Here is a 24,726-nt window from a genome sequence, read left to right on the forward strand (position 1 = left end):
ACCCTGAAGCGCCAGAAAGTCTCCCGGATCGGTTTGGTTTTTCGGCCGTACAACGGATCGCTCCCGCAGCAGGCAGTGGTGAACACTGCCCGGGCCATATAAATGAGGATCCCCTCATAATCGTTCAAGCGAGGTCGCTGGACCGGCCCGATGGGCCTGTCGTCGGCAGGAACGCAGCTACGGACGTCGAAGCCCTGGAATCGATATCTGGACCCCCGAAAACGCCTTGACTCACTGCCGGCTCGCTGATCTCGACTCTGACGCTGGACGCAACGATGAAGCGGCCGCCACACCCTCCCGAGCTTGTGTAATCGAACCCGACCGATCCAAGGTAAGAAGCCGGCGAAGGAGGTGGCGGCGAAGAAGCCCGCAGCCAGACCGCATCGGAAGTCGGCGTAGCGCTCGCTACTTCTTCGAGTAGAGCAATTCGTCGAGCCGGCAGGCGGCCCGGTAGATTGACCCGCGACGATTGCTGCTTCGGGGGTCCGCTCCCTGGGCCCGATCCAGGCAGTCGAGCAGGATTTTTCTGATGCTTTCGAGGTCCTTCGGCTTCGCTGTCGTAGGCAGAGCCTGCACAGCGCCGGCGAAGACTACATCCTCGTCAACGTCGGCCGGCGCCGCGATCTCGCCGCGCGCCAGCTTCGCGCGCAAGGCTTCGGCCTTCCCGGTGGATTGACGGAAGGCAGCGTCCTTTCCGGCGAGCCTATCGACGAGCGCGTCGCGCGACGACGGGTAGGTCGCGACTTGCTTGCGCAGATCCTCGGCGACCTGGTCGGCCGTCGACTGCGTCTGGTCGATATAGAACCACACCGGAAACCATTTGCGTTGGGCGTGAGCCTGAAAGTGGATGTACTGCATGGGCTCCGCGACCTTTTCGTTCCGCAGGAAGTTGCGGACGACCGCGTCGGGGGTCACGTTTTCGCGGATGATTCTCGTTCGCTCCCTTTCCACTTCCGAAACGGGCTCGACGTCGCCGATCAGCCTGAGTGCCGGCGCCCCCTTTTTCTCGTCGAACTCGCCCTCGCGCACGAACTGGATGCTCGGGAGCAGGGATTTGTCGATGAGGAATTTGCCGCTGGTGCCGGCGACTTCGCCGGAGTCCAGATCGATCGTCGCTTCCTTGCCGATTGCGACGCGGTTCATGCGGGCGCTGAACTCGGCGACCGCCCGCTGCTCACGCGCGGCGATGATCTGCCTGAGCTCTCCCGGCTTGATCAGGCGGGTCTCGCCGACGTACCGGAAATAGATCCCACCTTCCTTCACGTCCTGGCCGACGTTCTTGATGGCGATGACGGGCCCATGGTCGTGCTTCTCCACGTAAAGCACGCCGACCTGCTTGCCGCCGAGCTCGATGAGGCCCTTCGTGATGTGAGGAACGGGATCGAGGGCGCCGGCCAGGATTCTGTTGAGGAGCGAGATGTCCGACTTCGTGAAGATGTCGTCCGAAAGCCCATCCGCATGATAAGTCGCGTCGGTGACGCCAAACAGGAGATAGCCGCCCTTGTTGTTGGCCAAGCCCGCGATCGCGCGCAGTGCCTTCGAGAACCGATCCTCCGGCTGAAGCCGGAAACCTGCCTTGCACTCGATGCGGTCGGTCTCGCCGCCGACCAGCCGCCACGTGCCGGTTTCGCGGACGAACAGGGAGCGAAGAATTCGGATGTCGACCGGAGACGGAGCAGGAGGCGACTTGGCATCCGGATCTTGCCGGGCGGCAAGGAAGGCCTCGAGCTCTTCGGGCTGGGCTTCCTCGACGGATGCCCCGTACACCCCTTTCTTGATCTGGGTGATGCGTCCGGAGCTGATCAACCGGTCCGGCTTGTTGAAGTGAAAGTGGATGACGTCGTTCCGCCACCCCTTACGGAGCATCGCCTTCACGATGCCGATCTCGGCATCGGAGAGATTCCGCTTCTTGGCCATGTCGCCCCCGGCGCCGAATCGTCGGGCCGGTGGCGCAGACGGTTCGCACAATGTTGCTTGACGTTGGTGCTACTGGAGGATGCAGGGGCAGCGCAAGAGCCTGCGAAGTTACCTTGCCGAGTCGGGCGGGCACTCCGGGCAGGTGTCCCCCATCGAATCGAGGACGTCGCGAATTTCTGCAAGAGATTCATCAGGAGAGATCCCGGCCGGCGGATCGTGACGAGCGGCGGCGAAGGCGCGGTCGCGCGCATGCGGGTCGGCGCGATCCTGCATCCAGCCGTGCTCCTCGCATTCGTGGATAGCGCCTGACTCCTGCAGCACGCCGATCGCCCATCCGCGCAGCGTCCGGATCGCCGGCCGTCGTTCCATCGTCATCAGCATCGACAATCGCTCCTGCCGTGACGAATCCTTCCGCCCGCCGGCCCGTTCCCGGCCGTTAGCACAAGCCAGGGATTCGAAATCGGGAGGGCTCGAGTTTGTCCACCTGTTCCGCAGGACCTGTGCAGAACGTTATTGGGCTATAGCGGCGTGCCCTTGACGTGTCCCCGCCCGCTCACGAACTATGGGAACCTCTTTTGATGTCACTTGGGCGTCGAGATTTTACGCAGCAAATGGCAGAGGTTGCGCGCGCATGACCCAGGCGGCTTCGACCCGACTCCTCGACGAGAAGAGCGTCATCGCTCCCGTCCGCAAGATGGCGAAGGGATGCTCCGATCTTCGGCTCGCCGTCGCGTTTTGGGGGAAAGGCGCCTCGAAGATGCTGCGCTTGTCGAGCGCAAAGAGGGGCCGCGTCATCTGCAATCTGGAGTCTGGAGCCTGCAATCCGGCGGAGATCCGCAAGCTTCGGGCTTCGAAGAAGTTCAGGATCAAGACTCACGCCCAACTTCACGCGAAACTCTACTGGTCGCCGACAGGCGTCGTCGTCGGCTCCTCGAATGCGTCCGCCAACGGTCTAGTGGTCGGTGCCGACGTCGCGAAGGGTTGGCGGGAAGTCAACGTTCTGTTCGACCAGCAGGATCAAGTCCGCCGCGCCGGCGAGCGCTTCGATGCGCTGTGGAAGCAGGCGAAGCCCATTACAAAGATTTTGCTCGATGAGGCGGACCTCAAGTGGCGGGCCCGGGCCAAGGCTACGAAGGTGCTCTCGGTGAAGAGCAAGACGCTTTTCGGCGCCTACGCGGAAGATCCGTCGATCTTTCGCGACGAGCGGATTTTCCTTGCGATCTACGACAGCTATCTTTCCCGCGAAGCGTCGGCGGAGCAGAAGAAATGGAGAGCGAAGAAGGAGACCGAGCAGTTCGAGGACGGTCTCCTGGCGAAATCGAGCACGCTGACGACGTACGAAGGCTGGCGCAAGATGCCGGCGGGCGCGTGGCTGATCGACTGCTCCTTCATCAATTCCAGAAGGCCGAAATTTCGAGGAATATTCAGGGTCTGGGAAGGCGGACTTCTGGAATTGTCCGAATCCAGCATCCAATTCGCCTATCGGATGCGCTCGATAGTGATAGGAGACCGTTCCTTCAAGCTTTCACCGGCGGAGAAGCGTAGCATCGAGAAGAAGGCGGCCACGCTTATCCGGGCGGCTCATAGAAGTCGCAGCGACCTGCTCGCACTCGGCGATCTTGTGCGTATCTGTCGAAATTGAAAAAGTACGCCCATCCTTCGTGAGGAGGCGGCGTTTCCTCGTCGATCAAGTCGCCGGCGCCGGGTCTTCCTTCGTGCCACGTGCGACGATCCGCAGCGCGCCGTCCGGCAGCGGCCGCTGCAGCTTCAGCGCTTCCTCCGCCGGCGCGGTCATCCAGGTCTCGACCTCGTCGGGCGTCGTCAGGATCACGGGCATCGCCTTCGGGTGGATGGCGCCGACCTCGGCGTTCGGCTCCGTCGTGAGGAACGCGTAGAGGTCGTTCGTGGTCTCGCCTTCCTTGACCTTCCGGACAGACGTCCAGTTCGTCCAGATGCCGGCGAAGCAAGCGAGCGACCGGGTCTCGTCGAGCGCGAACCAGACGTCGCCGCCCTCGGGCTTGTTGAACTCACTGAACGAGTTGAACGGGACGATGCAGCGGTGCTCCGGACCCAGCCAGCGCGCCCAATGTTTGCTCTTCACGTTGCGGATGTTGGTCGTGCCGCCGTCGGGCTCCATCCGGAGCAATTCCTTGAAATCGACCTCCTTGCCCTTGGCTTGGTGCTTCTCGGCGCGCTTCTTGGTGGCATCCATCAGCGCCTTGGACGACGAAGGCATGCCCCACCGCGCGGTTGCAAGCTCGCGGCCGTCTCGTCCGCTGCGAACGATCGGCGCCTTGTAGTCCGGAAAGACGCCCGGCATCGGCGCGAGGTTGCCGACGTAGCGGTTGACCACGCGGAACAGCGCGCTGATGGCGGCTTGATTGGTGGTGATTGAATAGAGGTTGCACATCGTCAGGTCTCCGCAGCGGCCTGGCGAGCGCGCTGTGCCAACTGTAGCAGCGTGGCCGGCGGGCGGCGATTGACCTTGGCGCACTTGCTGCAGCGGAGCCGGCTCGCCAGGTCGTGCACGAAGGTCGTCGGCGGATGGCGCAGCGCGGCCAGGTCGACGTCCCGCTTGGTCTTGCACCGCGAGCATTCGATCTCGAGCCACGGGTAGCCCCCGTTCACCGCTTGGTCGATCGAGGGAGACGGGTCGATGGGCCGGCCGTCGCTCCACATCCGCTCGTTCCATGATTCGCACAGCAGCTTGTCCGCGGTCCGGATCAGAGCCTCGCCTTTGGCCCGGGCTTCGGCGGACTGGCCCGCGAGGATCGAAGTCATCGCGCGGGCCTTCCCCAATTCCTTCTGCAGCGCCTTGCGGTCGCCTCCGGAGAGTGGGGTCGGGTGGTATTTAGGGGCCATGGCCGTCCCGCCAGCGAACTACATGCCGCCAAAGTCCGGCCAGCACCCATCCTCTTCGTGACGCCCGGTCCGCTGGCCGCACGTGTTGTCCAGCAGACGCTGGCCGACGTCACGCCAGAGCGCCGCCGCACCGTACAGCCGGACCGCGTCGGCCTTCTGGATCTCGACGGTCCGCCCGCAGCGCCGGCAGCCGACCCGCAGCAGGTGCTGCGGGACATCGGCAAGTCGCCGCGTCCGGATGCCGGGGTCGGCCTGCCTGGCGTCGGCGCCGGCGTCCCGCAGCAAAGCGTCCCAATATTCAGCTGGCATCGGGTCCGCCGGACCGACGGGAGGCACTGTGGGGACGCGCCTGCCGACCGCAACTTCGGCGGCCATCTTCTCCATCTGCTTGGGGGTCGGCAAGCGCCAGCTGGCGGGGCGATCGGTCATGCCGAACTAGAACATATCATGAACATTGGAGTCCAGCCCGTTTGGCTGGGATAGTGGAACGGAATGTGTTCGCGCGCGACTAAAGTAAAAACGATTGCGCTTGCGGGACGATTCAACCCATGCGACGATTCTGCTGCTTTCGCGGGCACTCGGAGCTCCTAGAAAGCAGCGAGATCAATTTGGCTGGGTCATTTTCTCGACTTCTACATTGCCGACGAACGTCATGCGCGGAGCGCTGAGCATCAGGGAGGACATCACACCCCTGCGGTTCCAACGGCGAAATAGGAGGGAAGGAAGCCGGCCTGAGGCTGAGGTAGGGGCATGGGCATTTTGGAAGCGACCGGCAGACCCGAGCGGATTGTAGCCGCCTGGCGTCTTGCGGCGTCCGGATTCATGATGGCCGCCGTGGGCTGGAGGGCCATCTAAGGTGCCAAGCTATCTTGAGTTCTTCGCAGGCGGAGGAATGGTGCGCGCCGGACTCGGGGGCCGGTGGAAATGCCAGTTCGCGAACGACTTCGATCCTTTGAAGGTCCAAGTCTACTCGGACAATTGGGGCGAAAAGGAAATCCTGGAGGACGATATTCATAAGGTCGAAGCCGCCGACCTCGGGCGGCGCGCCGACCTGGCGTGGGCTTCGTTTCCTTGTCAGGATCTCTCGACTGCGGGCAACGGACTGGGGCTCGGCCAAGCGAATGGCCGCGATCGAACGCGATCCGGAACGTTCTGGGCGTTCATCGACCTCATGAAAAAATTGAAGGCGAACGGCCGCCTGCCCCGCATCGTCGTGCTGGAGAACGTCGTCGGGCTCCTGACCATCAACGGCGGCGAGGAATTCAAGGCGGTCATCGCCGCGCTCGACCGGTTGGGAATGCGCGCCGGCGCCGCCGTGGTGGACGCTCGACACTTCGTTCCGCAGTCACGACAGAGGGTCTTCATCGTCGCCGTTTCAAAGACCGCGAAGGTTGCTGACGCGCTCGTTCGCGACGAACCGCACCCGATCTGGCACCCGGATCCTTTGGTGAAGGCCGTCGGCAAGCTCTCAGGCCAGTGCCGCGAGCAGTGGATGTGGCTCAATCTCGGCGCGCCGCCCGAACTGAAGAAGACCCTGAACAAGATCGTCAAGAACAAGCCCGTCGGCGTCGAATGGCATACGCCGGCGGAGACGAAGCGCCTCCTGGCGATGATGTCGGACGCGCACAAGAAGAAACTGGCTGAGGCTAGGAACTCCGGCAAGCGCATGGTCGGAACGCTCTCGCTGCGGATGCGGCCCTCGCGCGGCAAGACCGTTCAGCGGACCGAGATCTGCTTCCGAGGTCTGGCCGGTTGCCTCCGGACGCCCAAAGGCGGCGGATCGCGGCCCCGCGTCATCGTCGTCAGGGGCGGCAACGTGCGGACGCGCCTCCTTGCGCCCTCGGAGGCGGCTTCGCTGATGGGATTGAAGGCCAGCTACCGACTGCCTGAAGTCTACGAGTACGCATTCAGGGTCATCGGCGACGGCGTGGCGGTGCCTGTCGTCTCGTTCCTGCGCGGAAAGCTCCTGACGCCGCTGCTGCGTTCGATCAAGAAGTCTGGCGGGGCCGAGGCGTCCAGGCCCAAGCAGACTGCGCGAGGGGCCGACCAAAGAAGCCGTCGCGGCCAGCTGGAGCTTCGCATCTGAAAATGACGGTGGCCCTCCCATGCACGTATCTGGAATGGGAGATCGCTCTAACGCGCCACTTCTTGTCTATCGGCCAGGGAGACGCTTCGCCGCTCCGATCTTTCGAAGTCACGGACTACACCCTGACGGAGGCGGTCGGCCAAAAACACACGGATCGGGAACGGGTGATCGAGGCCTTCCGTTCGACTTTGGCGGACAAGCAGGATGCGCTCGTAAAGGCGCTGCAGCGTGGAGAATATCGCAGATATTCGGGCGACGAGATTCCGGGCTGCTTCGCATATTTGGCGCTTACGATGCTGGTCGAGGGAATGATCGATCCCGACGCGAGCGGCCACGCGTTCCGGCCCAAGCTGGCCTCGTTTCTCAAATTGGACCGCGCCTTCCCGCACCTTCCCGGCATCAACCGCATGTGGCTGGACCTCGACGCCTGGCTCAAGGACAGGGCGGCGAGAGGATCGCCTTTCCGCGTGCTCGACCTGCCGCCCGAAGATGAATGGCGAACGCAGATCGGATACTCGGTGCACATGTCTTTTCCTTCCAGGAAAGACAAGCAGGTGGTCCAGAGCTTCCTTTCCGAAAACCGCGACGCGCTGTCCAGCCCGCTCGACTTCCTGGACCGCTTCAGGCGCGTCGCCGACGGCTCCAAGTCGTCCGCATATCTGAAATCGGCTTACAGCGATTTCGCGCGCAGCTATCTCGCCGGGCATCGCGCGCTGTCCGATCATCGCTTCTGGCGTCTGGTTCAGGCAATCAGCTTGGGCAGGAAGACGTCGTCGACGTTCGAGCTCTTGCTCGAGATGGTCCACGACGAGGACGATCTCTGGTCGTTCTTGGTCTCCGACCTGACGACCGGCCGCGGGCTCGGGTCTCACGCAACGCTCGCCAAGGCTCTTGTCGCATGCGCCGCCGTGGAGGGACACGATCTGACGCATGCCATCGATCTCGGCGTGGTCTTCTTCCATCAGACTGGGCATGCCCGCTGGGAAGCGATGCCGTCTCTCGCCGACGGACCCAGCAAGGTCATCGTAGGCCTGTCGCCGCGGGTCGCTGGCAAGATCGGCGCGAAGCTGGGGGTGCTGGAGCAGAGCGGCGATTGGGCCCTCACGCGCATCGTGCCGTCCGGCAAAGCGCACGACGTCATCAGCGCCGTGATCAAGCTTCCGTCGGCGGGAGAGCAGATCAGGAGCGTGCGGGTGTTCGGCGGAGTGCGCAGCGCCGGCGAGTGGCTTGGCAGGCCTCGGGTTCTGCCGAACGTTGCTGCCGATGCATGTGGCCTGTCGATCGCGCCTCGCGGCGGCGCGGCTGACCTCTCGGTCTCATGCGGGGAGAAGTCTCCCGGGACCTATGCGATCCGGAGCGAACGCGCCCTCCATGGGACGTACGTGGTGCAATCGGCCGCCGACGCGACCGGCACATCTCCGTCTTGGTCTCGCAGCCTCACTTTCGTTCGCGACGCGCACGTTCACCGTTCGATAGGCGAGGCAAAGGGCGCATCGGTCCCGGAATGGAGCGATGTCGTCGCCATGCAGGATAAGGTCGCCTCACCGCCTCGGGGATGGAGCGACATCCACCCCGCGCTCGATGACCTCATCGAGGCCGTATACGCGGGTGGAGGATCGTCCGGCTGGTCGGAGGCCGAGCTCGTGCCGATGCTCTCCGACATCCTCTCCGGCGAAGCCAGCCCATGGGACGTTCTGCGGAGCCTTCAGGAGGCGGCCATGATCGAGCCGATCCTGAAGCCAGGATGGAAGGGGCGCACTTGGATGCTGCGCCGGCCGACCATCGCGCCGCTGGGACCGCCCGCGGCCGGACTTGTCGTCGTCGATGGCTGCGTCGGCGCGCGTCTGGCCGAGGACTTCAGGGAGGCCGTCGCAGCCATGGGCGGCCAGCCGTTCCGATCGGGCGGGGTGGCGCGTTGGTCTCCGCCGCTCCTCGGTGCGGCCTCCGTGCAGCCCGACGAGCTTGCCGCGCGCCTTCGTTGGATGGTGGACTCGCCGAAGGTGGCAGGTAAAGCGCCGGCGTCGTTCGTCCGGACGCCGATCAGCCACGAGTTCTATGCTCCGGCTTCCTTTTGGTCATGGAAGCGCGGCCATTTCGTCACGGCCCGCGACGAAGACCGCGAGCCGGTGCGCCTGGTCCGCTGGAAAAGCGTCGCCGACCGTGATCACGATGTCTACGTGGTCTCCACCCGAGGAGGGGAAGCCAGGTTGCTCTCCAGGCAGGCGGCGATCGCGCATGCCCACGTCACTCGCCGCGCCGCGATGTTCAGCTTCGAGGCAGGGACACTTGTCCGGTCCGCCAGCGAGGGCGCGCTTCCGGCGCCGATCTCCTCCTGGCTCCGCTGCCGGAATCTCGCGAATGCAGGCTCGTCCGGCAAGCGGCATTATGCGTATCCCGCAGCGGCGACGGACCTCCCAAGACTCCAGAGCCTGCTTCCGAACATCGTCCAAGCCGATGCGGCTGGGTCAGCGCACGATGCGGCGCTCGCCGTGCGCAGGTCGCGCGACGGGACGCGCCTGCTTTGGATCAACGACAGCGTAAAGGCGGCGCGCGTGTTGCCGCCGGTTGGGTAGGTGCCAAGTGTCAAACGACAGCAACTTCGTGGTGGGCGTCTGCACGAGGACTCAGGGGCCGTCGGCCTTCGTCGAGGTGCGTGCGCAGTCGATCGAAGGCGCGATTACGGACATATCGGCGTCGTCCCATAATCTCTTCGGCAAAAGCGGCGAGATCGAGGTCAGGGCGGTGCGCCCCGCGCTGAAGCCGGGAGACTGGGTGCTCGCGCGTCCTTCGCTCGAAGGTCCTCCGAAACGGCAGCGTTACGTCGCGGCTTCAGGCAAGCGGCTCGTCTCCTTCGAGGATTTGTCGGGCCTCTACGCGCCGGAAGCGGCCCGCAGGCTGCTGGTCGAAACCGGGCGACAAGACGGCTTCGCGGGCGACAAGATCTTCCGCATCAGCGCGTCCGACATGATCGAAGTGCGGATGGCGGTCTCGCCCGATGGACGCTCGCGGATCGTCGATCCAAAAGACCTGAGGTCGCTGCCGCTCTGGCCCTACCAGGCGGACGCGCACATCCGTGTGCCGACCTCGACCGGCCATCTCGACCTCCTCGCCAAGGATGCCGCGGCGTCGCAGAGCGGGGTCGTCAACTGGAGCACGGACGCCGACTTCCTGGCGCAAGTCATTCGAAGCCTGGCAAGCGAGGGCGCGGAAGACGGCGCTCTAAATCAGGTGGCGACGCTCCTTTCTGGCCACGTCGCGAGGCTCGAGAACTCGCTCTCGGAGGCCGAGCGGCTCGATCCGCGGGTCGGGCACGAGATCATGCGCTCGAGACGGCTCGCCGATGTCATGAAGTCGCGCGACGACTTGCTCCGCGACTTCATGAACGTCCTTCGCTCGGATCCGGAAGTAAGGGCACAGCTGACCGCCCGCACCGAGGAGCTCGCGGCGGAAGCTGCTCAAGCCAGAAGCGAGACCCTCGTGCAGGAACGCACGGCCGCGCTCGAAGCCGACCTGAAGGAACGGCGCGCGGGCGGCGAGGCTGAGATAGCCGCAACGCTCCGCGAGCTTGAGGCGGCCGAGCTGGCCTCGATGACTGCGCGCCTGAAAACGGCAGAAGAGGCCGCGCTGGCGGGCATTTCGGCGAAGAAGGCGGAAGTCGAGACCGAGGTCGAGCTCCTCGCGGAAAGAAGTGCGCAAATCGAGGCGCAGAACGCCGCCGAGGGCGGCCGTCTCGCCGAAACGCAGCAGCTGCTGCGAACGCTCGACGCCGAACTCGCGAGCCGAAAGGACGAGATCGACCGCATCGTCCGCATCGAGTCGCTGCTGCACGCCCGAGGGAATGCGCCGGCGGAGAGAGCGCGGATTCCAGGGATCCGCCCCGTCAACGATGCGAAGCCGATCGCGCTCGGCGAACTAGCGGCCTGGGTCGACGCCAGCAAACTGCTATCGACGGCAGGCAAGCATCTCTGCGTTCGGGCCCTGACCGACCTGCTTTCTGGCAGCCTGCCTGTGCTCAGCGGGAGCGAGGTCGACGATTTCGTCGCGCTGCTGGCGGCGGCGGTCGGCGGAGGAAGGCATGTCTCGTTCGACTGCGACCCGACGGTGATCACGTTCGACGATCTCTGGGTCCGTCCCGCCGGCGGGGCGCCAACCGCACTGGGCGAAGCAGTCGCTGAGTGCGCCGGTCAGGGCGCGGTTCGCGTTTGCGTGCTCCGCAACATTGACCGGTCTGCCGCGCATCTCTGGGTGGAGACGCTGGCGGACAAGCTTCGCAGCGGCGTCATCCCTGAAAACATGCTGATCTGCCTGACGTTCGCGGAGCCGCCTAGCGAGGCGCTGGCAGAGGCTCTCAAGCGGCTCCCGTCCATCGACACGAGCGGCGCAATGGAGAAGGCTGGCGTCATTGCCGCGCTTGCGCGATCGCCTGCCGATCGCCTTGAGCGGCGCATCGAAATGTCGACGATCGAGCCGGCGTCCGGGCCTGCAGCCGCCGAAGCGGCCGGGAAGCTTCTGGTCAAGGACGTGCAGATCGGTTTCGCGGACGTCGACTGGTTCGCTCGCCTGGTGACGGTCGCCTCCGCGCTCCTCAAGAAAGACGCGGAAGATTTCATCCTCGCGGCGGCCCGCCGACGGGCGGCGGCCGAGAAGGGCGGCGCGCCGAGCAACGGAAAGCCGGGTCTGCGCGTGATCGAGTCCGGAGGCGCGTCGAATGCTTGACCCGGTCGGCGGCTTCGAACGCATCAAGGACTTCTTCATCGCCTACGTCGAGACGGCGTTCCGTATCTCCGATCGCAGGACCGCCGCAGCGCGCCGATCGCTGCTCGAGTCGGAGGGAATGCTCGCGGCGGCGCCGTTCGTCGAGCCGGTGCTTCGTTACTTGGCGGCCAAGGAGCCTATCGAGGAGCTCATCGACGATCCGGCGCTCGATCGGCTTTCACGAGCCGGAAAGGTCGCTTTCGCCGAGCTTTCACTGTCGGGGTTGTTCGACGGCGAGCCCGCGGACGGCGAGATCAAGCGCAAGTCGATCTTCGCGCCGTACATCCATCAGAAGGACATGCTGCTCCGGGGCGTGCAGCCCGGAAAGCCCGGCATCGTGACGTCGGGCACGGGATCGGGAAAGACGGAAAGCTTCATGCTGCCGCTGCTCGCGCAGCTTTCCGACGAGGCGGTGGGCTGGCCGGCCCCCGGACCCGGCTATCTACAGGGCCGCTGGTGGCGCGGTTCGGAGCGGTACCGGGCGCAGAGAGGCGGCGAGACCAGGCGCGCGGCCATCCGTGCGCTCGTTCTCTATCCGATGAATGCGCTCGTCGACGACCAGATGGTCCGTCTCCGCCGGACGCTGGATTCGGACGCCGCCCGGGCCGTCATGGACGACCGCTTCAAGGGCAATCGGATCTTCTTCGGCCAATACACCAGTGCGACGCCGGTCACGGGCTACGAGCGTCATCCGCGCCGGTTCGCCGATCCGGTGGAGAAGAAGCGCCGAGCACGGCGGCTCGGCAAGCTGCGCGCCGACATGCGCTCGTTCGAGAAGAGCCAGAATGCTGCCCGCGCGCATGACGCAATGAAGGCGGCCGACGCCGCAGCGGGAATCGCTCCGCCGGAAGACCCGACGCGCTACATCTTTCCGAGCGTGGACGGCGGCGAGATGGTCAGCCGCTGGGACATGCACGCCGCGCCTCCGGACATCCTCGTCACCAACGCGTCGATGCTCGGCACGATGCTGTCCCGTGAAGTCGAAGAGCGGATGTTCGAGGAGACCCGCGACTGGCTGCTGAGCGACGACAAGGCGTATTTCTACCTCGTCATCGACGAGCTTCATCTGGTGCGCGGCTCGGCCGGGACCGAGGTCTCGTTCCTGATCAAGTCTTTGCTGCAGCGTCTCGGCCTCGACGATCCGGAGCACATGCACAAGCTCCGGATCCTCGCGTCCAGCGCCTCGCTGCCGCTGGACGAGGTCCGCGGGCCCCAGAGCTTGCGGTATCTGCGGGATCTCTTCGCGCCGTTCGGCACCTGCAAGGAAGCAGGCGACCTCGGGACGACGGAGACCGAGTTCTGGCGCGGTTGCGTCGTGCCAGGCGAGGCGAACGTGCTCCCGTGGGCCGGACGGAGCCTCCCGCCGGAGCCCTTCGAGCGCCTGCTCACGGCGAGCGATCCGGACCAGCACGGGTTCGTCGCCAAGATCGAGCCGACCGAAGAGATTCGATCCACGTTCGCCGACGTGCTGGGCGCGCTTGGGATCGCGCGCGACGCACCCGACCGCGTGGCGCAGGCCGCGGTCCAGGCCGCTGCCGCCTTGACCGCGGCATGCCAAAGCGGCGACGGCGTCCGGGCGACCTCGGTCTCCGACATCGCCGCTCGCCTTTTCGGCCACAAGACTCGGATCGACGCCGTCCGTGGGCTCATGCTCGTCCGCGCGCTGCCCGAGAGCAAGCACGCCGAGTTCAAGACCAAGCTGCCGGAGGGCGTGCCGTCCTTCCGCTTCCACGGATTCATCCGGAACGTCGAAGGACTATTCGGATCGATCCGCGCCGTGGCGGACGGAATCGAAGTGGAGGATCTGACGACCGAGAGGGGCATCTCCCATGGCGTTCCGGCGCAAGGCGAGACGCGAGGCCGCCGCCTGTTCGAACTCCTATACTGCGAAGCTTGTGGAGAGCTCCTGATCGGCGGTCAGCGCGGCGACAAGAACTCGGGCGCCGTCGTCGAGATGCTGCCGTCGGCGGCGGACCTGGAGAACATTCCGGAGAAGGGCATCTCGGAATACTACGACAAGATGCTGTTCGATCAATTCGCGGTCTTCTGGCCACGGCGAGACGCATGGAAGGGCTCCGAGAAGGGGTTCGACCGCTGGGAGCCGGCTTCGCTCGATCCCAACACCGGCGCGGCGACGGTCGGCAGCGACGTGCCGCCCGGCCACATCGGCGGACATCTGTACTTCCAGACCGACGCGGCCGTGACCGTGAAGAGGAGAGTGGCGTTCCCCAAGACGGCGCAGCCCTTCTGCTGCCCGAAGTGCTCGACCGACTATTCGTCCAGGCCGAGGGAAAGCCGGTCCCGCTCTCCGATCCGTGCGTTCCGGACCGGCGTCGGGAAGGCCTCGCAGATGGTCGCCACCGAGATGTTCGAGCTCCTGCACGCCATCGGTGCCGACGCGAAGAGCATCGTCTTCAGCGACAGCCGTCAGGATGCCGCGAACCAGTCGCTCGAGATCGAGCGGCTGCATCTCCGCGACCTTCGACGCGAGATACTCGTTTCCGCCGCGAGAGCGGCGCTCAGCGAGGCGGAAGCCACGTATCTGACGAAGGACCAGCAGAACGCGATGATCGTCGAGATGGCGAAGACCGATCCCGGCGCCATCCCCGCGATGATCGAGGGCTGGAAGAAGAACTCGGGCGGCGGCGCGATCAGCGTCCCGACCCGAAAGGTCCGTCTCGACCACCTGCTGCAGTTCTCCGTCAACAGCACGAGCGTGTCTCGCATCACGTCGGAGCTCGTCCGGCTGGGCATCCATCCCTTCGACGAGTTCGGCAGAAAGCGCTTCAACCGGCAACCTTGGTGGCAGGCGTTCAGCCAGACCGCTGACGAAGTCACGTTCTCCGGCGCGTTGACCCCCGTCCTGCGCGGCGACCTCTCGCAGGAGATCATGAGGAGCCAGTACGAGCTCATCGAGGACGTGATCTTCGCGAACAGCTTCTTCGCGATCGAGGAGACCGGCCTCGCGTACCCGTCTCTGTCGGAGGACGACGGCGACGCCGCGGACGAGATGGACGCATGGCTCCGCGTTTTCGCGAGCGGCAACCGCGTCCAGGAAGGTCAGTATTTCGATCCGACGGACTACAAGCAGTGGCACTCCGCGCAGGATGTCCAGGAATCGAACAAGGTGCGGCGGTTCGCGGACCAGATCTTCGGCGCGCAATGGCAGATCGGCCTCGACGACGTGCTGAGGCGGCTAACGGCGAAGGATCAGCTCGGTGGCACGATTCAGGTCGGAAAGCTCTATCTCAAGATCGCGCGGAAGGACGATCCGTACTGGCGGTGCATCGCATGCGAGCGGGTGCACATGCATCGGGGCGTCGGCAGATGCACGCGCTGCTACGCGCCGCTGCAAGTGCCGCGGACTGGATCCGTCGAGGAGCTTTGGGATTCGAACTTCCTCGGACGGCGGATCGTGCGCGGCGCCGAGCAGGGCATTCCGCGCTTCAGGCTGAAGTGCGAGGAGCTCAGCGGCCAGACCGACGACTTCTCCGACCGCCTGCGGCGATTCAAGGACATATTCGTGGGCCTCGACAACCTGGTCGGCCAGCATGCGCAGGAGATCGACATGCTGTCGGTGACGACGACGATGGAGGTCGGCATCGACATCGGCTCTCTGCAGACCGTCTATCAGGCGAACATGCCGCCGCAGCGATTCAATTATCAGCAGCGCGTCGGCCGCGCCGGCCGAAGAGGGCAGGCGTTCTCGTTCGTCACCACGTTCTGCCGCGGCCGCAGCCACGACGCATTCTACTTCCGTCATCCGGAGTCGATCACGGGAGACCCCCCGCCCGCCCCGTTCCTTGCGGTAGACCACAATCCCATCCCGCTGCGGCTGCTGCGAAAGGTGTGGCTCCGGCAGGCGTTCGCGCTGGTGCGGAACGAAGCCATACGGGACGGGCTGCCGTATCCCGGGGACGATCTCACGCCGCCGGACGTGCACGGCGAGTACGTCCCGACGACTGAGTTCTACGAGGCGGGCTCCGCCTGGCCGGACAAGCTCCGCAAGGCTCTGGACGAAACGGAGGAGGTCCGTCAACGCTTCATCCGGACGGCGGTGCTGAAGCCAGCGCAGCGCCAGCAGCTTCTCGACAGGTCCGCGCCCGAGACGCTCATGGGCGAGATCATGGGCCTCGCCGCGCAGAAGCCACGGGTGCGCGGCGGCCTTGCGCAGTTCCTGGCCGAGCAGGGGCTGCTGCCGATGTACGGCATGCCGACCCGCGTCCGGAATCTCTATCTCGGCGCGAGGCGCGAGCCCGGCGTCGTGCCCGAGGAGTACGACTGGAGCCTGATGGATCGGGACCTCGAGATGGCGATCTACGAGTTCGCGCCGGGGGCGGTTCTCGTCAAGGACAAGGCGCGGCACCGCGTCATCGGCTTCACGGGGCCCCTGCCTGAGCCGGAGCGGCGCGGAAGGGAAATCGTCGTCGATCCGCCCAAGTCCGACTGGTTCGGCGAGGCGACCCACGTGGCGTGGTGCGGCGCTTGCGGCGCTGCGAGCCACACGGCCGACCGTCCCGGAGGGCCGGTCACGTGCGATGATTGCGGAGTCGACATCGCCGAGGATACGTTCAACTATTACGTCTCGCCGAGCGCCTTCCGCACCGACTTCCGCCCGACCCCCAAGGACGTCGAAACGCCCGGTCAAATGGCGATCCGGACGGTCGCGACGATCCAGCACGACGGCGTTCCCAGCACGATCGGCAGTCTGACGGTGCATGCAGGCGCGGGCACCACGATCATGAACCTGAACAGCGGCGTCGAGGACGAGAACGGCCAAGCAAAGTTCTTCAGCGCTGACGTCGCCACCGACAACGACGTGCTGGGCTGGCAGAAGAACGTCACTGTTCCCGAGCAGGCCATCGATCCGGACATCGAGCGGATCGCGGGAAGCCCGAGATGGACCCTTACAGCGCCGCACGGCATGCGTTTCGGGCTCCTCGCGCGCAAGGAGACCGACGCGCTCTTCCTCGAGGCGACCGGCTTCAATCGCCGGCTCAACCTGGATCTCGTTGCCCGGCGCGGCCTTCGGTCCAGAATTGGCGCCAGGTCGGCGGCCGTCAGCGCGACGCATCTGCTGGTGCAGAAAGCGGCGCTCGTTCTCGACGTGGCTCCGGACGAGTTCGAGGCGCTGGAGCCGCGACTCAGAGGCGACAGCCCGATGCTTCAGATCGCGGACACGCTGATCAACGGATCCGGACTCTGCCGGCGGCTTGGCGAGCCCGGGCCCGACGGCCGTCCTCAGATCGTCCGGCTGGTCGAGGATGTCCTCGGAGACGACGGGCAGTGGCCTCTCAGGGACTTTCTGAAGGAAGATCACGTCACTCGCTGCTCGACGTCGTGCTACGTGTGCGTGCAGCAATATCAAAACCGCAGATACCATCCGCTGCTCGACTGGAGGCTGGCGCTGGCGTACCTGCGCGGGATGATGGACCCGCACTATGCGTGCGGACTCGACGGGAATTTCGACGGACACCCTGAGCTTCGAGGTTGGCTCGAGAAGGCCCACTCTCTCGCGCAGGACGTCACGTCGATGCGACCGAGGACGCTTCGCTACGTTCGCGTCGGCCCCCAAGGACGGATCCCGTGCATCGAGGAGCGCACGGTGGATGGACGGCTCGAGCGGCGCTACGCGGTCGTCCATCCACTTTGGAGACTGGATGCCGCCTCGGCGCGCGAATTCGGCATCGCCCCGGACGGCAATCAGCTTTGCTTCGTCGACACGTTCGATCTGGAGAGGCGGCCGCTCAACGCCTTGAGGTTCGCCGCAGTCCGCCCAGAGGACACCGCTCTGACGCGTTGAGGCGGCTGATGTCTTGACGGCAGTCACCGCGTCTTGGGCGACCTCGCGACGACTTTTCGGCGGAGAATTCCAGCGAGCTTTCGGGGATTCTTCGCCTCGCACTCCCAAATGCGGACACATCGCCAGCCGGCCTTTCGCAGGTCGGCGGCGGCGCGCGCGTCCCTGCGTACGTTCCGGTCGAACTTGGCGGTCCAGTATTCGACGTTCGAAGCTGGCATGCTCGCCCTGCGGCAGTCGTGCCTGTGCCAGAAGCAACCATGCACGAACAATGCGATGCGCCTCGACGCGAAAACCAGGTCGGGCGTCCCGGGCAGATCTTTTCGGTGAAGTCGGAACCGCAGCCGCAATGCATGCGCTGCCTTGCGCACCGCCATTTCTGGCTTGGTGTTTTCCGAGCGGACCTGGGCCATCGTCCATGAGCGGAGCGACGGATAGCTTTCCTTCGAGCTGTGCGTATGCATTGCGGTTCGCTTAGCGGCCTTCAGGTAAGGCCGTTTTGGACGTGCTCGGACGGTTGCTCTGCGATGGACTGCCATTGCGCGTCTAAACCGTCGAGTCCAAGTAGTTCGTCAGACACCGAACTCTATTTCGTCATCGACCCTCGGGCACTGCAACTCACGTTTTCAGCTTTGCCCGCTTTTGTTTGCGGCGCTCAACATACTCGCGCGCGGCATCCTCTATTACCGACCATGCAGCCCGCCTCTCTTCGATCGCTACATCTTTGATGTCGGCGACGACCACGGGATCGAGCATCACCAAAACCTTGACCCGATTGCCGATCGGCGTCCGCAGCCCCCTGACGGGAGCTTTCCTCCTGCCGCCCATTCCACCTGTCCGCGTGATTCCACTTTGTTAACCATATCGGACAGGCGCCCGCGGTGCGAGCCATAAAGGCACCGTCTTATATAAGAGTGCGAGTTCCTCTTATATAAGAATTTTCACCAACCGCTTGACTCCAGCTCGCCTTTTGCGTTCTATGTTCTTGTTTTGTTCTAAGTCACGTTGAGGTCGGTAATGTCGGGCGTCGTTGGAAATTGGAGAGTCGAGCTCGTCGAGCGTTACCGCGATCTCTTCCATCCGCCGGCCGGCGCACCGATGTCTGCCCAGGGATCCCCCGAGTGCGGGTCCGGCTGGCGCGACTTGCTCGACAGGATGTGCGTCCGAATCCGGGCCGCGGTCCGGCCTGACGGTGGTGCATTCCGCTTCACCCAGATCAAGTCCAAGTACGGGACGCTGCGCGTCTACTGGGACGGCACGCTGTCTCCGGACGCGGCCGCCCTGGTCGAGGAAGCCATCGCCTTGGCGGAAGCCCGCAGCGCCTGTAGCTGCGAGATCTGCGGCGAGGAAGGCCGGCTCTATGAGGGCGCCTGGCTGACGACGCGCTGCACGACGCATGCCGAAGGTCGCTCGCCGGTCGCCGTCCGCCCTGGCTTCGAGAACATCTACATCGTCAGGTACGTGGTCGGCGGCAAGAGCCGGATCACCTGCCGCCGATACGACCGCGAGAACGACGCCTTCGTTGACGTTGATCCCGCCTCGCTGGACATCGAGGAGGAGTGAGATGGCGCGCACCCACGATTGGCGCATCGACCTCATCGAGGCACACGCCGCTCTCTTCCGCGCTCCCGTTGGACATCCGGAGCAGGCATCCGGCTATCCCTGGTGCAAAGTCGGCTGGCGCGATCTGCTCGAGCGCCTGTGCCAACGGATCGAGACCGCGCTGCGCGAAGGGGAGACCGTCCACTTCAACCAGATCAAGGAGAAGTTCGCCGGATTGCGCTGCTACTGGCGCGGCGACGTTTCGCCGCAAACGGCGGCGAAGATTCATGAGGCGGTGGCGCTCGCGGGGGCCCGCAGCGCCTGCACGTGCGAGCGGTGCGGGGCGGAGGGCAGGCTCTACAATGACAATGGCATCTACATGACGCGTTGCGTCTTGCACGGCCAGGGCATGCCCGTGCCATCCGGACCGGGGCAGCAGAACGTCCACGTTGTACGGCTCCCGACGCCCTCTGGCTTTCGTCTCGTCGCGCGGCGCTACGACCGCGAAGCCGACCGTTTCAGCCAACCGCCGTCGCACGACAGGGAGCACTGAAATGGCCAGATTCCGCTGCCGCGCCTGCGGGCAGGAAGGCGAGTTTACCTACATCGGCGGCCACGAATGCCCACGCTGCGGCTCCGCCGACGTGCAGTTCGCGCTCGGCATCGACGAGATGCCGGTCGAGCTCATAGACCGCATCATCGAGAGCCTCAGTCAGGCTGAGTCCCTGGATGAAACTCCGACCGACGAGGAGGACCGCTGACATGAGGCTCTGGATCATGTCCGACCTCCACATCGAACTCACCCGCGGTTGGGACCTGCCGGCAGCAGCCGATCGTCCGGCTTTCGACGTCTTGATCATCGCCGGCGATCTGATCCCAGGCGCGGAGCGCGGCGTCGCGTGGCTGCGCGAACGCGTGGCGGACCGGCCGGTCATCTATGTCATGGGCAATCACGAATCCTATGGCGGCGACATCGATCGCACGCTCGAAAAGGCCAGGGTCGCGGCCGAAGGAACGAACGTGTTCGTGGTGGAGAACGAGTGCGTCCGGATCGGTCACGTGATCTTTGCCGGCTGCACGCTTTGGACTGACTTCGCCATCCGCGGCGACGCATATCGTGGCATGGCGGTCGCGGGCGAGCGGATGAACGATTTCAAGAAGATCCGGACCGCGAATTACCGGCAGCGTTTCCTGCCACGACACGCGCTTACTCGGCACCTCACGTCCGTGGCGTTCCTGGAGAGCGAGATGCGCAAGCGACGCAACGGCAAACTCGTAGTCGTTTCGCACCACGCTCCAATTCCCGAGATGACCGACGACCCCGGCGGATCGGGCGAGGATCATACGCTCGATCCCGCATATCGGAGCGATCTCAGGCGGCGGCTGATGGTGTCGGTGCCGGACGACGGGAGCGGCGCGCTGCAGCCGGCGGATCTATGGGTCTTTGGCCACACCCACTCGTCTTTCGACGCCGAGATCGGCGAGACAACGCGGGTCGTGAGCAACGCCAAGGGCTACGGCCCGTGGCCCGGCCATCAGCGCGGCTGGGACAACCCGAATTTCAACGAGAAACTCGTCATCGAGATCTGAAAAGGGGGACGGCCATGATCGACGCTAGACAACCAGATTCGCACGGAGACCCGCGCCGCCCTTTCAATGGTTTGGGATGCTTCATCATGTTCACCTTGATGCTCGATGCCGAGCCTCTCGAAGATGAAGGCGAGGACTGACATGAGGCTCTGGATACTCAGCGATCTGCATATCGAACTCACGCGCGGGTGGGACCTGCCGCCCAGAGACGCGCGCCCTCAATTCGACGTCCTCGTCGTCGCCGGCGATCTGATTCCGCGGGCGGAGAGAGGCGTCGCGTGGCTTATCGAGCGCGTGCAGGACAAGCCCGTCATCTACGTGGCAGGCAATCATGAATTTTACGGTTGCGATATCGACAGGACCGTCGAGAAAGCGCGCGCGGCCGCGTCCGGGACGAACATCCACGTGCTGCAGAACGAAGCCGTCTCCATCGACGGCATCACCTTCCTGGGCGCGACGCTTTGGACTGACTTCGATCTGTTCGACGACCCGGAATACGCAATGAGGGTCGCTGGCGATGTCATGAACGACTACCGCAAGATCCGGCACGGCAATTATGAATTCCGGCTGCGCCCGACGCACACCCTGACGCGCCACCTGCAATCGCGCGACTTCATCGCGCGCGAGCTGCGGAAGGGTGGGCGAAACGTCGTGGTCACGCACATGGGGCCGGTGCCGGAAGCCATGCGACGCGGTTGCGAACACGACATTTCGTCGGCGGCTTATACCAGCGATCTCCGGGATCTCATCCGCGAGGGAGCGCCTGAACTTTGGGTGTTCGGCCACACGCATGAGAGTCGCGACTTCGAGGTCCGCAGCACGCGCATCGTTAGCAACGCCAAGGGCTACGGCCCGTGGCGCGAGGGTGAGACCTGGGACAATCCGAACTTCGACGTGAACTACGTCATCGAGATCTGAAAGGGAAAACGTCCATGATCGACGACAACCATCAGCCCGCCGAAACTCGCCCCGTCATTTCAATGCTTTCGGATGCTTCGTCATGTTCACTCCCACCCGCCGCGGCCGCCCCGACTTCTTCACATCCGCCAAGACCCCGACCCCGGTCCCTGCGCGACACGTTGCGTTGCGCGAGGCTCTCGTCCTGGCGTCTCTCGATCCGGCGGTCCGGTCGATCCTTCACGTTCCGTCGGCGCCTGCTGGGGCCGCGCAAGTAGAGGTCGTCGTCCTGCAGCATGACCGCGGACGATTCCATCTCGACGTCGTGCCGGCGCGCCGCGTGCGCGACCTCGACGAGGAGGGTCTCATCCAGATCGCGCTGCGCGACCTCGGTCTGGAGCCGCTCGTCGTCACGGCCGAGGACCTGCGCACCGAGCCCCGCAGATCCAATGCGCGCCTGGTCTGGTCATACAAAGACCGGCCAGTGCCCGTCCCGCTGCGCCTGAATATCCTGAAGACCGTTGCCGACGAGGGCCCGATCGAGCTTGGCCGCCTGCTCGAGATCATCCGCAGCGGCGAGGACCCCTCGCCGGCCGTGATGGCGCTCGCCTGCGCCGACCTGCTCGAAATCGACCTGACGTCCGAACCGCTCGGTCCATCCACCATGTTGAGAGCCCGCACATGAAAAAGCCGACACGCGGTCGCCCGTCCGGCACCGTCATCCGCATGACTCCGAAACGACGCCACGATCAACGCACGGCTCCGCTGATCGACCGCATCTACGACCCCAAGCTCGGCCGGTTCGAGGACGACGATGACGACGACCAGGTCGAGGGAAACTTCCTCCTCGAACCCGAGGAAGACGCGGCCCCGCCGGACGGCGACCGCCCGAACGCGGTGACCGCTCTGGTCGGAGCGGCCTTCGAGGCGGCCACGACGCCGGAGCTGCGGCGCCGCCTCCGCCATAACCAGGCGCTCTGCGCCATCGTCCATGTGCCGAGCACCGCTTGGGTCATGCCGGTCTCGCTCTATTTCCGGAGCACTTTCGGCGAACGCTGGCTGCAGCAGACCAGGCATGGCCCCACTCCGGGCGACAGAGGATTCTCGACCAGCTCTGCCTCGGTCTCCCTCGCCTTGTCGGGCGGCCAATCGGTCGTCGGCATTGCCGCCGATCTGGACCTGCTTCCCCGAGCGCTGATCGGCGCCGCGGACACGACGGTCCGGCTCACGCATCCGAATGGCACCGTGCTGAAGACGGCGATTGCCAGGTTTTCGAAGCGGACGGCCCCGCCGCTCGACGATTCAATCGCGGCCGATCTCGACCTCACCGACCTCGTCGCGGCATTCCGCCCCGGCGCCGGCCCCGCGCGGATCGTGCAGCGGCTCGCTGCGGCCGCCGCCGCGCTGCGCGTCTATGCCGACAAGAGGGAGACGACGCCATGCTCGTCGTGACGGTCGAGATCTTCCCCGGCGGGTTCGAGACCGCGCGGCGGACAGTCGGGACGCTGCGCATCGCGAACGAAAGCAACCTCGCCGACGTGTCGGACTACCAGGTCGTGGCCATTCGGTCCGCCAATCCCTTGACGGACGAGCCGGCAGGGGTCGCCGAATTCCGGGTCCTCGGGCACGACCGCCGGCAAGCCGTCTGGAAGCTCCTGCAGCGCGCCTGCGAGGAGGCCATCGTGGCCGACTGGGTCGAGCTCTAGGCCAATTGAGGAGAGAAAGATGCGCTTTCTGATGGTCCTGATGCCCCCAAATTCAGCGCCCGACCTTGCACCTACGATCGGTTTGCGTCGCCCGCCGGTCCGGCCCCCCTCGAAAAGGGCGGCCTCTAGGTCGCAGGCGCGAGGTTTTCCACAGATCTGTCGAGACCCAGGAAAACTTGGCTTTGTGGTCCGCGACAGGACGCCAGAGCGCGAACGGACCCTGCCGCGGTCCTTGCGAGCCAGAGTCCGGCCAAACCCGCTTTTCAAGGATTCGAGGTTTTTGTCACAAGCGGCGGTAGTGCCGACACCGCGGCCTCGGACGCGGATTCCCCTCCATCCGGAGTTTGCAAGTCCCGAGTCGGCAATGGACCTGGCGATGGAGCCCGAAACGACGTCAGCCTATGCCACACAAACAGATTCAACCAGCCAGTTGTGCTGGCCCAAGGTGGCGATCGTAGATTTGGCGGGGCCGGCGAGGCTTCCGAGATTCTCGTTGCGACCGAAACCAGCGATCGTCATCTTCCCGCCCGTAAACGCAAAAGAGGCCCAAAGCGAAAGGAGACGGACGACCCCATAGGCCAAAAAACGAAAGCGGCCCCGCGCGAACGGGACCGCCTTTCGTTCAAGGGTAGCCGACTTCGAGAAACCGGACACCGCCATCACAGAGACCCGCACCTGAACAGCTTGGCGCGGGCATGGCAAGGTCTCGGCCATCCGGTTTCTCCCAGATCCCCGCAATTCACCGCCCCGCCGGGAACACCCTTCCCGGCGAACGGCGAAGCCTTGCCGAAACCGGCGTCTACGAACTCACGGAGAGCTTTTTGACGAAACGAGACAACCGGATCAGCCGGATCGCCGCCGGCCTGGTGCAGAGCGGACCCCGCATCGTCGAATCCGACGACGGCGGACCGCTGCGCCTCATCATCAACGGCCGGCACATCAAACCTACCAGCCGGTATCCCGCTTTCAAGGCGAACGGGGCAGGCCTCCCGTGCGAGGCGGATCATGAGGAGGGGCTGCTGAAGATCAGCGACGCCGACAAGGCGGTCATCAGAGTCCTAGCCCAACCGCATCGCGTCGTGATCCCTGTGCCGTGGCAGAGCCCGCCGCTGATCTATTTCCCGGACCTGCGCAGAGACTTGGCCGACGGCACGGTCGAGATCATCGAAACCGAAGGAAAGAACGATCGCAGGAAGAAGGAGCCCCACTATCAATTCAAACTCGACGTCGTCCGCGAGGTCTATGCCGGCGAAGGCTGGACGTTCCGGACACTCGTGCAGAAGCAGATATTGGGCGGCCGCCTGTACAGGAACGCCCACGAAATCAGCACCTGGGCCTATGCAAAGATCCCGTCATCCCGCCAGTTTGCGCTGGAAGCCGCCATCGACGAAGCCGCAGGAGCGCTGCCTTTCGGCAAGGCGGCGGAAATCGTCGGCGGCGCGCCGCTGCTCTATGCGCTGGTGGTCCGCCGCTCGGTCTATTTCGACCTGAAGCTGCCGGTTTCGGACGACCTCCCGGTGATGCGCGTGGATCACGACGCACTGCGCCGCCATTCGCCGCCGTTGCTCTGA

At 64.9% G+C, this 24,726-nt stretch carries 23 protein-coding genes; 15 read left to right on the forward strand and 8 right to left on the reverse strand.

The genetic code is table 11. The annotated features are described in order from the left end of the window. Positions 1-405: 405 nt before the first annotated feature. Both NLM33_RS25035 and NLM33_RS25040 read right to left on the reverse strand, forming a co-directional pair. Positions 406-1,917, reverse strand: a complete 1,512-nt coding sequence (locus NLM33_RS25035) for a helix-turn-helix domain-containing protein (RefSeq protein WP_254096949.1) — start codon at positions 1,915-1,917, stop codon at positions 406-408. Between the two features lie 108 nt (positions 1,918-2,025). Further along, positions 2,026-2,298, reverse strand: coding sequence for a hypothetical protein (locus NLM33_RS25040; protein WP_254096950.1), 273 nt, complete (start codon positions 2,296-2,298; stop codon positions 2,026-2,028). 250 nt (positions 2,299-2,548) lie between these two features. Between NLM33_RS25040 and NLM33_RS25045 the strand changes: the two genes are divergently transcribed. Continuing rightward, on the forward strand, positions 2,549-3,559 hold the full coding sequence (locus NLM33_RS25045; RefSeq protein WP_254096951.1) for a phospholipase D family protein: 1,011 nt from the start codon (positions 2,549-2,551) through the stop codon (positions 3,557-3,559). A 45-nt stretch (positions 3,560-3,604) separates the two neighbouring features. Here NLM33_RS25045 and NLM33_RS25050 read toward each other — a convergent pair whose 3' ends face one another. The 3 genes from NLM33_RS25050 to NLM33_RS25060 are packed head-to-tail and all read right to left on the reverse strand — an operon-like array spanning position 3,605 to position 5,208. Further along, positions 3,605-4,327 carry an SOS response-associated peptidase gene (locus tag NLM33_RS25050; protein ID WP_254096952.1) on the reverse strand — a complete coding sequence of 241 codons (723 nt, stop codon included), beginning with the start codon at positions 4,325-4,327 and terminating at the stop codon, positions 3,605-3,607. 2 nt (positions 4,328-4,329) lie between these two features. Further along, positions 4,330-4,779 (reverse strand): hypothetical protein, encoded by a 450-nt coding sequence (locus NLM33_RS25055; protein WP_254096953.1) that lies wholly within the window; start codon positions 4,777-4,779, stop codon positions 4,330-4,332. A gap of 18 nt (positions 4,780-4,797) precedes the next feature. Further along, positions 4,798-5,208, reverse strand: coding sequence for a hypothetical protein (locus NLM33_RS25060; RefSeq protein WP_254096954.1), 411 nt, complete (start codon positions 5,206-5,208; stop codon positions 4,798-4,800). 427 nt (positions 5,209-5,635) lie between these two features. Here NLM33_RS25060 and NLM33_RS25065 point away from each other — a divergent pair, with 427 nt between their 5' ends. Genes NLM33_RS25065 through NLM33_RS25080 form a run of 4 tightly spaced genes read left to right on the forward strand, consistent with a single transcriptional unit; the run spans position 5,636 to position 17,423 of the window. Next, positions 5,636-6,865 (forward strand): DNA cytosine methyltransferase, encoded by a 1,230-nt coding sequence (locus NLM33_RS25065; protein ID WP_254096955.1) that lies wholly within the window; start codon positions 5,636-5,638, stop codon positions 6,863-6,865. 2 nt (positions 6,866-6,867) lie between these two features. Then, the gene (locus NLM33_RS25070) at positions 6,868-9,438 is read left to right on the forward strand and encodes a hypothetical protein (protein ID WP_254096956.1); all 2,571 of its coding nucleotides are present in this window, start codon (positions 6,868-6,870) and stop codon (positions 9,436-9,438) included. Between the two features lie 7 nt (positions 9,439-9,445). Next, positions 9,446-11,581: a hypothetical protein gene (locus NLM33_RS25075; RefSeq protein WP_254096957.1), complete on the forward strand. Its 2,136-nt coding sequence runs from the start codon at positions 9,446-9,448 to the stop codon at positions 11,579-11,581. Continuing rightward, positions 11,574-17,423: a DEAD/DEAH box helicase gene (locus NLM33_RS25080; protein ID WP_254096958.1), complete on the forward strand. Its 5,850-nt coding sequence runs from the start codon at positions 11,574-11,576 to the stop codon at positions 17,421-17,423. Before NLM33_RS25075 ends, NLM33_RS25080 begins: the two co-directional genes overlap by 8 nt. Before the next feature lie 23 nt (positions 17,424-17,446). Here NLM33_RS25080 and NLM33_RS25085 read toward each other — a convergent pair whose 3' ends face one another. Beyond that, positions 17,447-17,959: a very short patch repair endonuclease gene (locus NLM33_RS25085; protein ID WP_371929957.1), complete on the reverse strand. Its 513-nt coding sequence runs from the start codon at positions 17,957-17,959 to the stop codon at positions 17,447-17,449. A 79-nt stretch (positions 17,960-18,038) separates the two neighbouring features. Further along, entirely contained in the window at positions 18,039-18,248 is a 210-nt protein-coding gene (locus NLM33_RS25090; protein WP_254096960.1) for a hypothetical protein, read from the reverse strand. A gap of 189 nt (positions 18,249-18,437) precedes the next feature. Here NLM33_RS25090 and NLM33_RS25095 point away from each other — a divergent pair, with 189 nt between their 5' ends. From NLM33_RS25095 to NLM33_RS25130, 9 genes are all read left to right on the forward strand, one after another. Next, entirely contained in the window at positions 18,438-18,983 is a 546-nt protein-coding gene (locus tag NLM33_RS25095; RefSeq protein WP_254096961.1) for a hypothetical protein, read from the forward strand. 1 nt (position 18,984) lies between these two features. Then, positions 18,985-19,515 (forward strand): hypothetical protein, encoded by a 531-nt coding sequence (locus tag NLM33_RS25100; RefSeq protein ID WP_254096962.1) that lies wholly within the window; start codon positions 18,985-18,987, stop codon positions 19,513-19,515. A 1-nt stretch (position 19,516) separates the two neighbouring features. After that, positions 19,517-19,723, forward strand: a complete 207-nt coding sequence (locus tag NLM33_RS25105) for a hydrogenase maturation nickel metallochaperone HypA (RefSeq protein WP_254096963.1) — start codon at positions 19,517-19,519, stop codon at positions 19,721-19,723. A gap of 1 nt (position 19,724) precedes the next feature. Then, positions 19,725-20,552 carry a metallophosphoesterase gene (locus tag NLM33_RS25110; RefSeq protein ID WP_254096964.1) on the forward strand — a complete coding sequence of 276 codons (828 nt, stop codon included), beginning with the start codon at positions 19,725-19,727 and terminating at the stop codon, positions 20,550-20,552. Positions 20,553-20,566: 14 nt separating this feature from the next. Continuing rightward, the gene (locus NLM33_RS49310; protein ID WP_256570531.1) at positions 20,567-20,692 is read left to right on the forward strand and encodes a hypothetical protein; all 126 of its coding nucleotides are present in this window, start codon (positions 20,567-20,569) and stop codon (positions 20,690-20,692) included. 1 nt (position 20,693) lies between these two features. Then, positions 20,694-21,470, forward strand: a complete 777-nt coding sequence (locus NLM33_RS25115) for a metallophosphoesterase (RefSeq protein ID WP_254096965.1) — start codon at positions 20,694-20,696, stop codon at positions 21,468-21,470. An 82-nt stretch (positions 21,471-21,552) separates the two neighbouring features. Then, positions 21,553-22,134, forward strand: coding sequence for a hypothetical protein (locus tag NLM33_RS25120; protein ID WP_254096966.1), 582 nt, complete (start codon positions 21,553-21,555; stop codon positions 22,132-22,134). After that, on the forward strand, positions 22,131-22,901 hold the full coding sequence (locus NLM33_RS25125) for a hypothetical protein (protein ID WP_254096967.1): 771 nt from the start codon (positions 22,131-22,133) through the stop codon (positions 22,899-22,901). Before NLM33_RS25120 ends, NLM33_RS25125 begins: the two co-directional genes overlap by 4 nt. Then, entirely contained in the window at positions 22,889-23,155 is a 267-nt protein-coding gene (locus NLM33_RS25130) for a hypothetical protein (protein WP_254096968.1), read from the forward strand. The genes NLM33_RS25125 and NLM33_RS25130 overlap by 13 nt, the downstream gene beginning before the upstream one ends. Before the next feature lie 399 nt (positions 23,156-23,554). Here NLM33_RS25130 and NLM33_RS25135 read toward each other — a convergent pair whose 3' ends face one another. Then, entirely contained in the window at positions 23,555-23,869 is a 315-nt protein-coding gene (locus tag NLM33_RS25135) for a hypothetical protein (RefSeq protein ID WP_254096969.1), read from the reverse strand. Positions 23,870-23,976: 107 nt separating this feature from the next. Between NLM33_RS25135 and NLM33_RS25140 the strand changes: the two genes are divergently transcribed. Next, complete coding sequence (locus NLM33_RS25140) at positions 23,977-24,726, forward strand: hypothetical protein (protein ID WP_254096970.1); 750 nt, start codon at positions 23,977-23,979, stop codon at positions 24,724-24,726.

It is taken from the genome of Bradyrhizobium sp. CCGUVB1N3 (genome assembly GCF_024199925.1).
Lineage (GTDB): Bacteria > Pseudomonadota > Alphaproteobacteria > Rhizobiales > Xanthobacteraceae > Bradyrhizobium.

Coding starts and splice junctions, on each gene's coding strand:
- NLM33_RS25085 (WP_371929957.1), bottom strand. CDS start 17,959: ATGGCAGTCCATCGCAGAGCAACCGTCCGAGCACGTCCAAAACGGCCT.
- NLM33_RS25100 (WP_254096962.1), top strand. CDS start 18,985: ATGGCGCGCACCCACGATTGGCGCATCGACCTCATCGAGGCACACGCC.
- NLM33_RS25080 (WP_254096958.1), top strand. CDS start 11,574: ATGCTTGACCCGGTCGGCGGCTTCGAACGCATCAAGGACTTCTTCATC.
- NLM33_RS25050 (WP_254096952.1), bottom strand. CDS start 4,327: ATGTGCAACCTCTATTCAATCACCACCAATCAAGCCGCCATCAGCGCG.
- NLM33_RS25135 (WP_254096969.1), bottom strand. CDS start 23,869: ATGGCCGAGACCTTGCCATGCCCGCGCCAAGCTGTTCAGGTGCGGGTC.
- NLM33_RS25095 (WP_254096961.1), top strand. CDS start 18,438: ATGTCGGGCGTCGTTGGAAATTGGAGAGTCGAGCTCGTCGAGCGTTAC.
- NLM33_RS49310 (WP_256570531.1), top strand. CDS start 20,567: ATGATCGACGCTAGACAACCAGATTCGCACGGAGACCCGCGCCGCCCT.
- NLM33_RS25110 (WP_254096964.1), top strand. CDS start 19,725: ATGAGGCTCTGGATCATGTCCGACCTCCACATCGAACTCACCCGCGGT.
- NLM33_RS25130 (WP_254096968.1), top strand. CDS start 22,889: ATGCTCGTCGTGACGGTCGAGATCTTCCCCGGCGGGTTCGAGACCGCG.
- NLM33_RS25105 (WP_254096963.1), top strand. CDS start 19,517: ATGGCCAGATTCCGCTGCCGCGCCTGCGGGCAGGAAGGCGAGTTTACC.
- NLM33_RS25035 (WP_254096949.1), bottom strand. CDS start 1,917: ATGGCCAAGAAGCGGAATCTCTCCGATGCCGAGATCGGCATCGTGAAG.
- NLM33_RS25060 (WP_254096954.1), bottom strand. CDS start 5,208: ATGACCGATCGCCCCGCCAGCTGGCGCTTGCCGACCCCCAAGCAGATG.
- NLM33_RS25090 (WP_254096960.1), bottom strand. CDS start 18,248: ATGGGCGGCAGGAGGAAAGCTCCCGTCAGGGGGCTGCGGACGCCGATC.
- NLM33_RS25040 (WP_254096950.1), bottom strand. CDS start 2,298: ATGCTGATGACGATGGAACGACGGCCGGCGATCCGGACGCTGCGCGGA.
- NLM33_RS25120 (WP_254096966.1), top strand. CDS start 21,553: ATGTTCACTCCCACCCGCCGCGGCCGCCCCGACTTCTTCACATCCGCC.
- NLM33_RS25055 (WP_254096953.1), bottom strand. CDS start 4,779: ATGGCCCCTAAATACCACCCGACCCCACTCTCCGGAGGCGACCGCAAG.
- NLM33_RS25115 (WP_254096965.1), top strand. CDS start 20,694: ATGAGGCTCTGGATACTCAGCGATCTGCATATCGAACTCACGCGCGGG.
- NLM33_RS25125 (WP_254096967.1), top strand. CDS start 22,131: ATGAAAAAGCCGACACGCGGTCGCCCGTCCGGCACCGTCATCCGCATG.
- NLM33_RS25045 (WP_254096951.1), top strand. CDS start 2,549: ATGACCCAGGCGGCTTCGACCCGACTCCTCGACGAGAAGAGCGTCATC.
- NLM33_RS25070 (WP_254096956.1), top strand. CDS start 6,868: ATGACGGTGGCCCTCCCATGCACGTATCTGGAATGGGAGATCGCTCTA.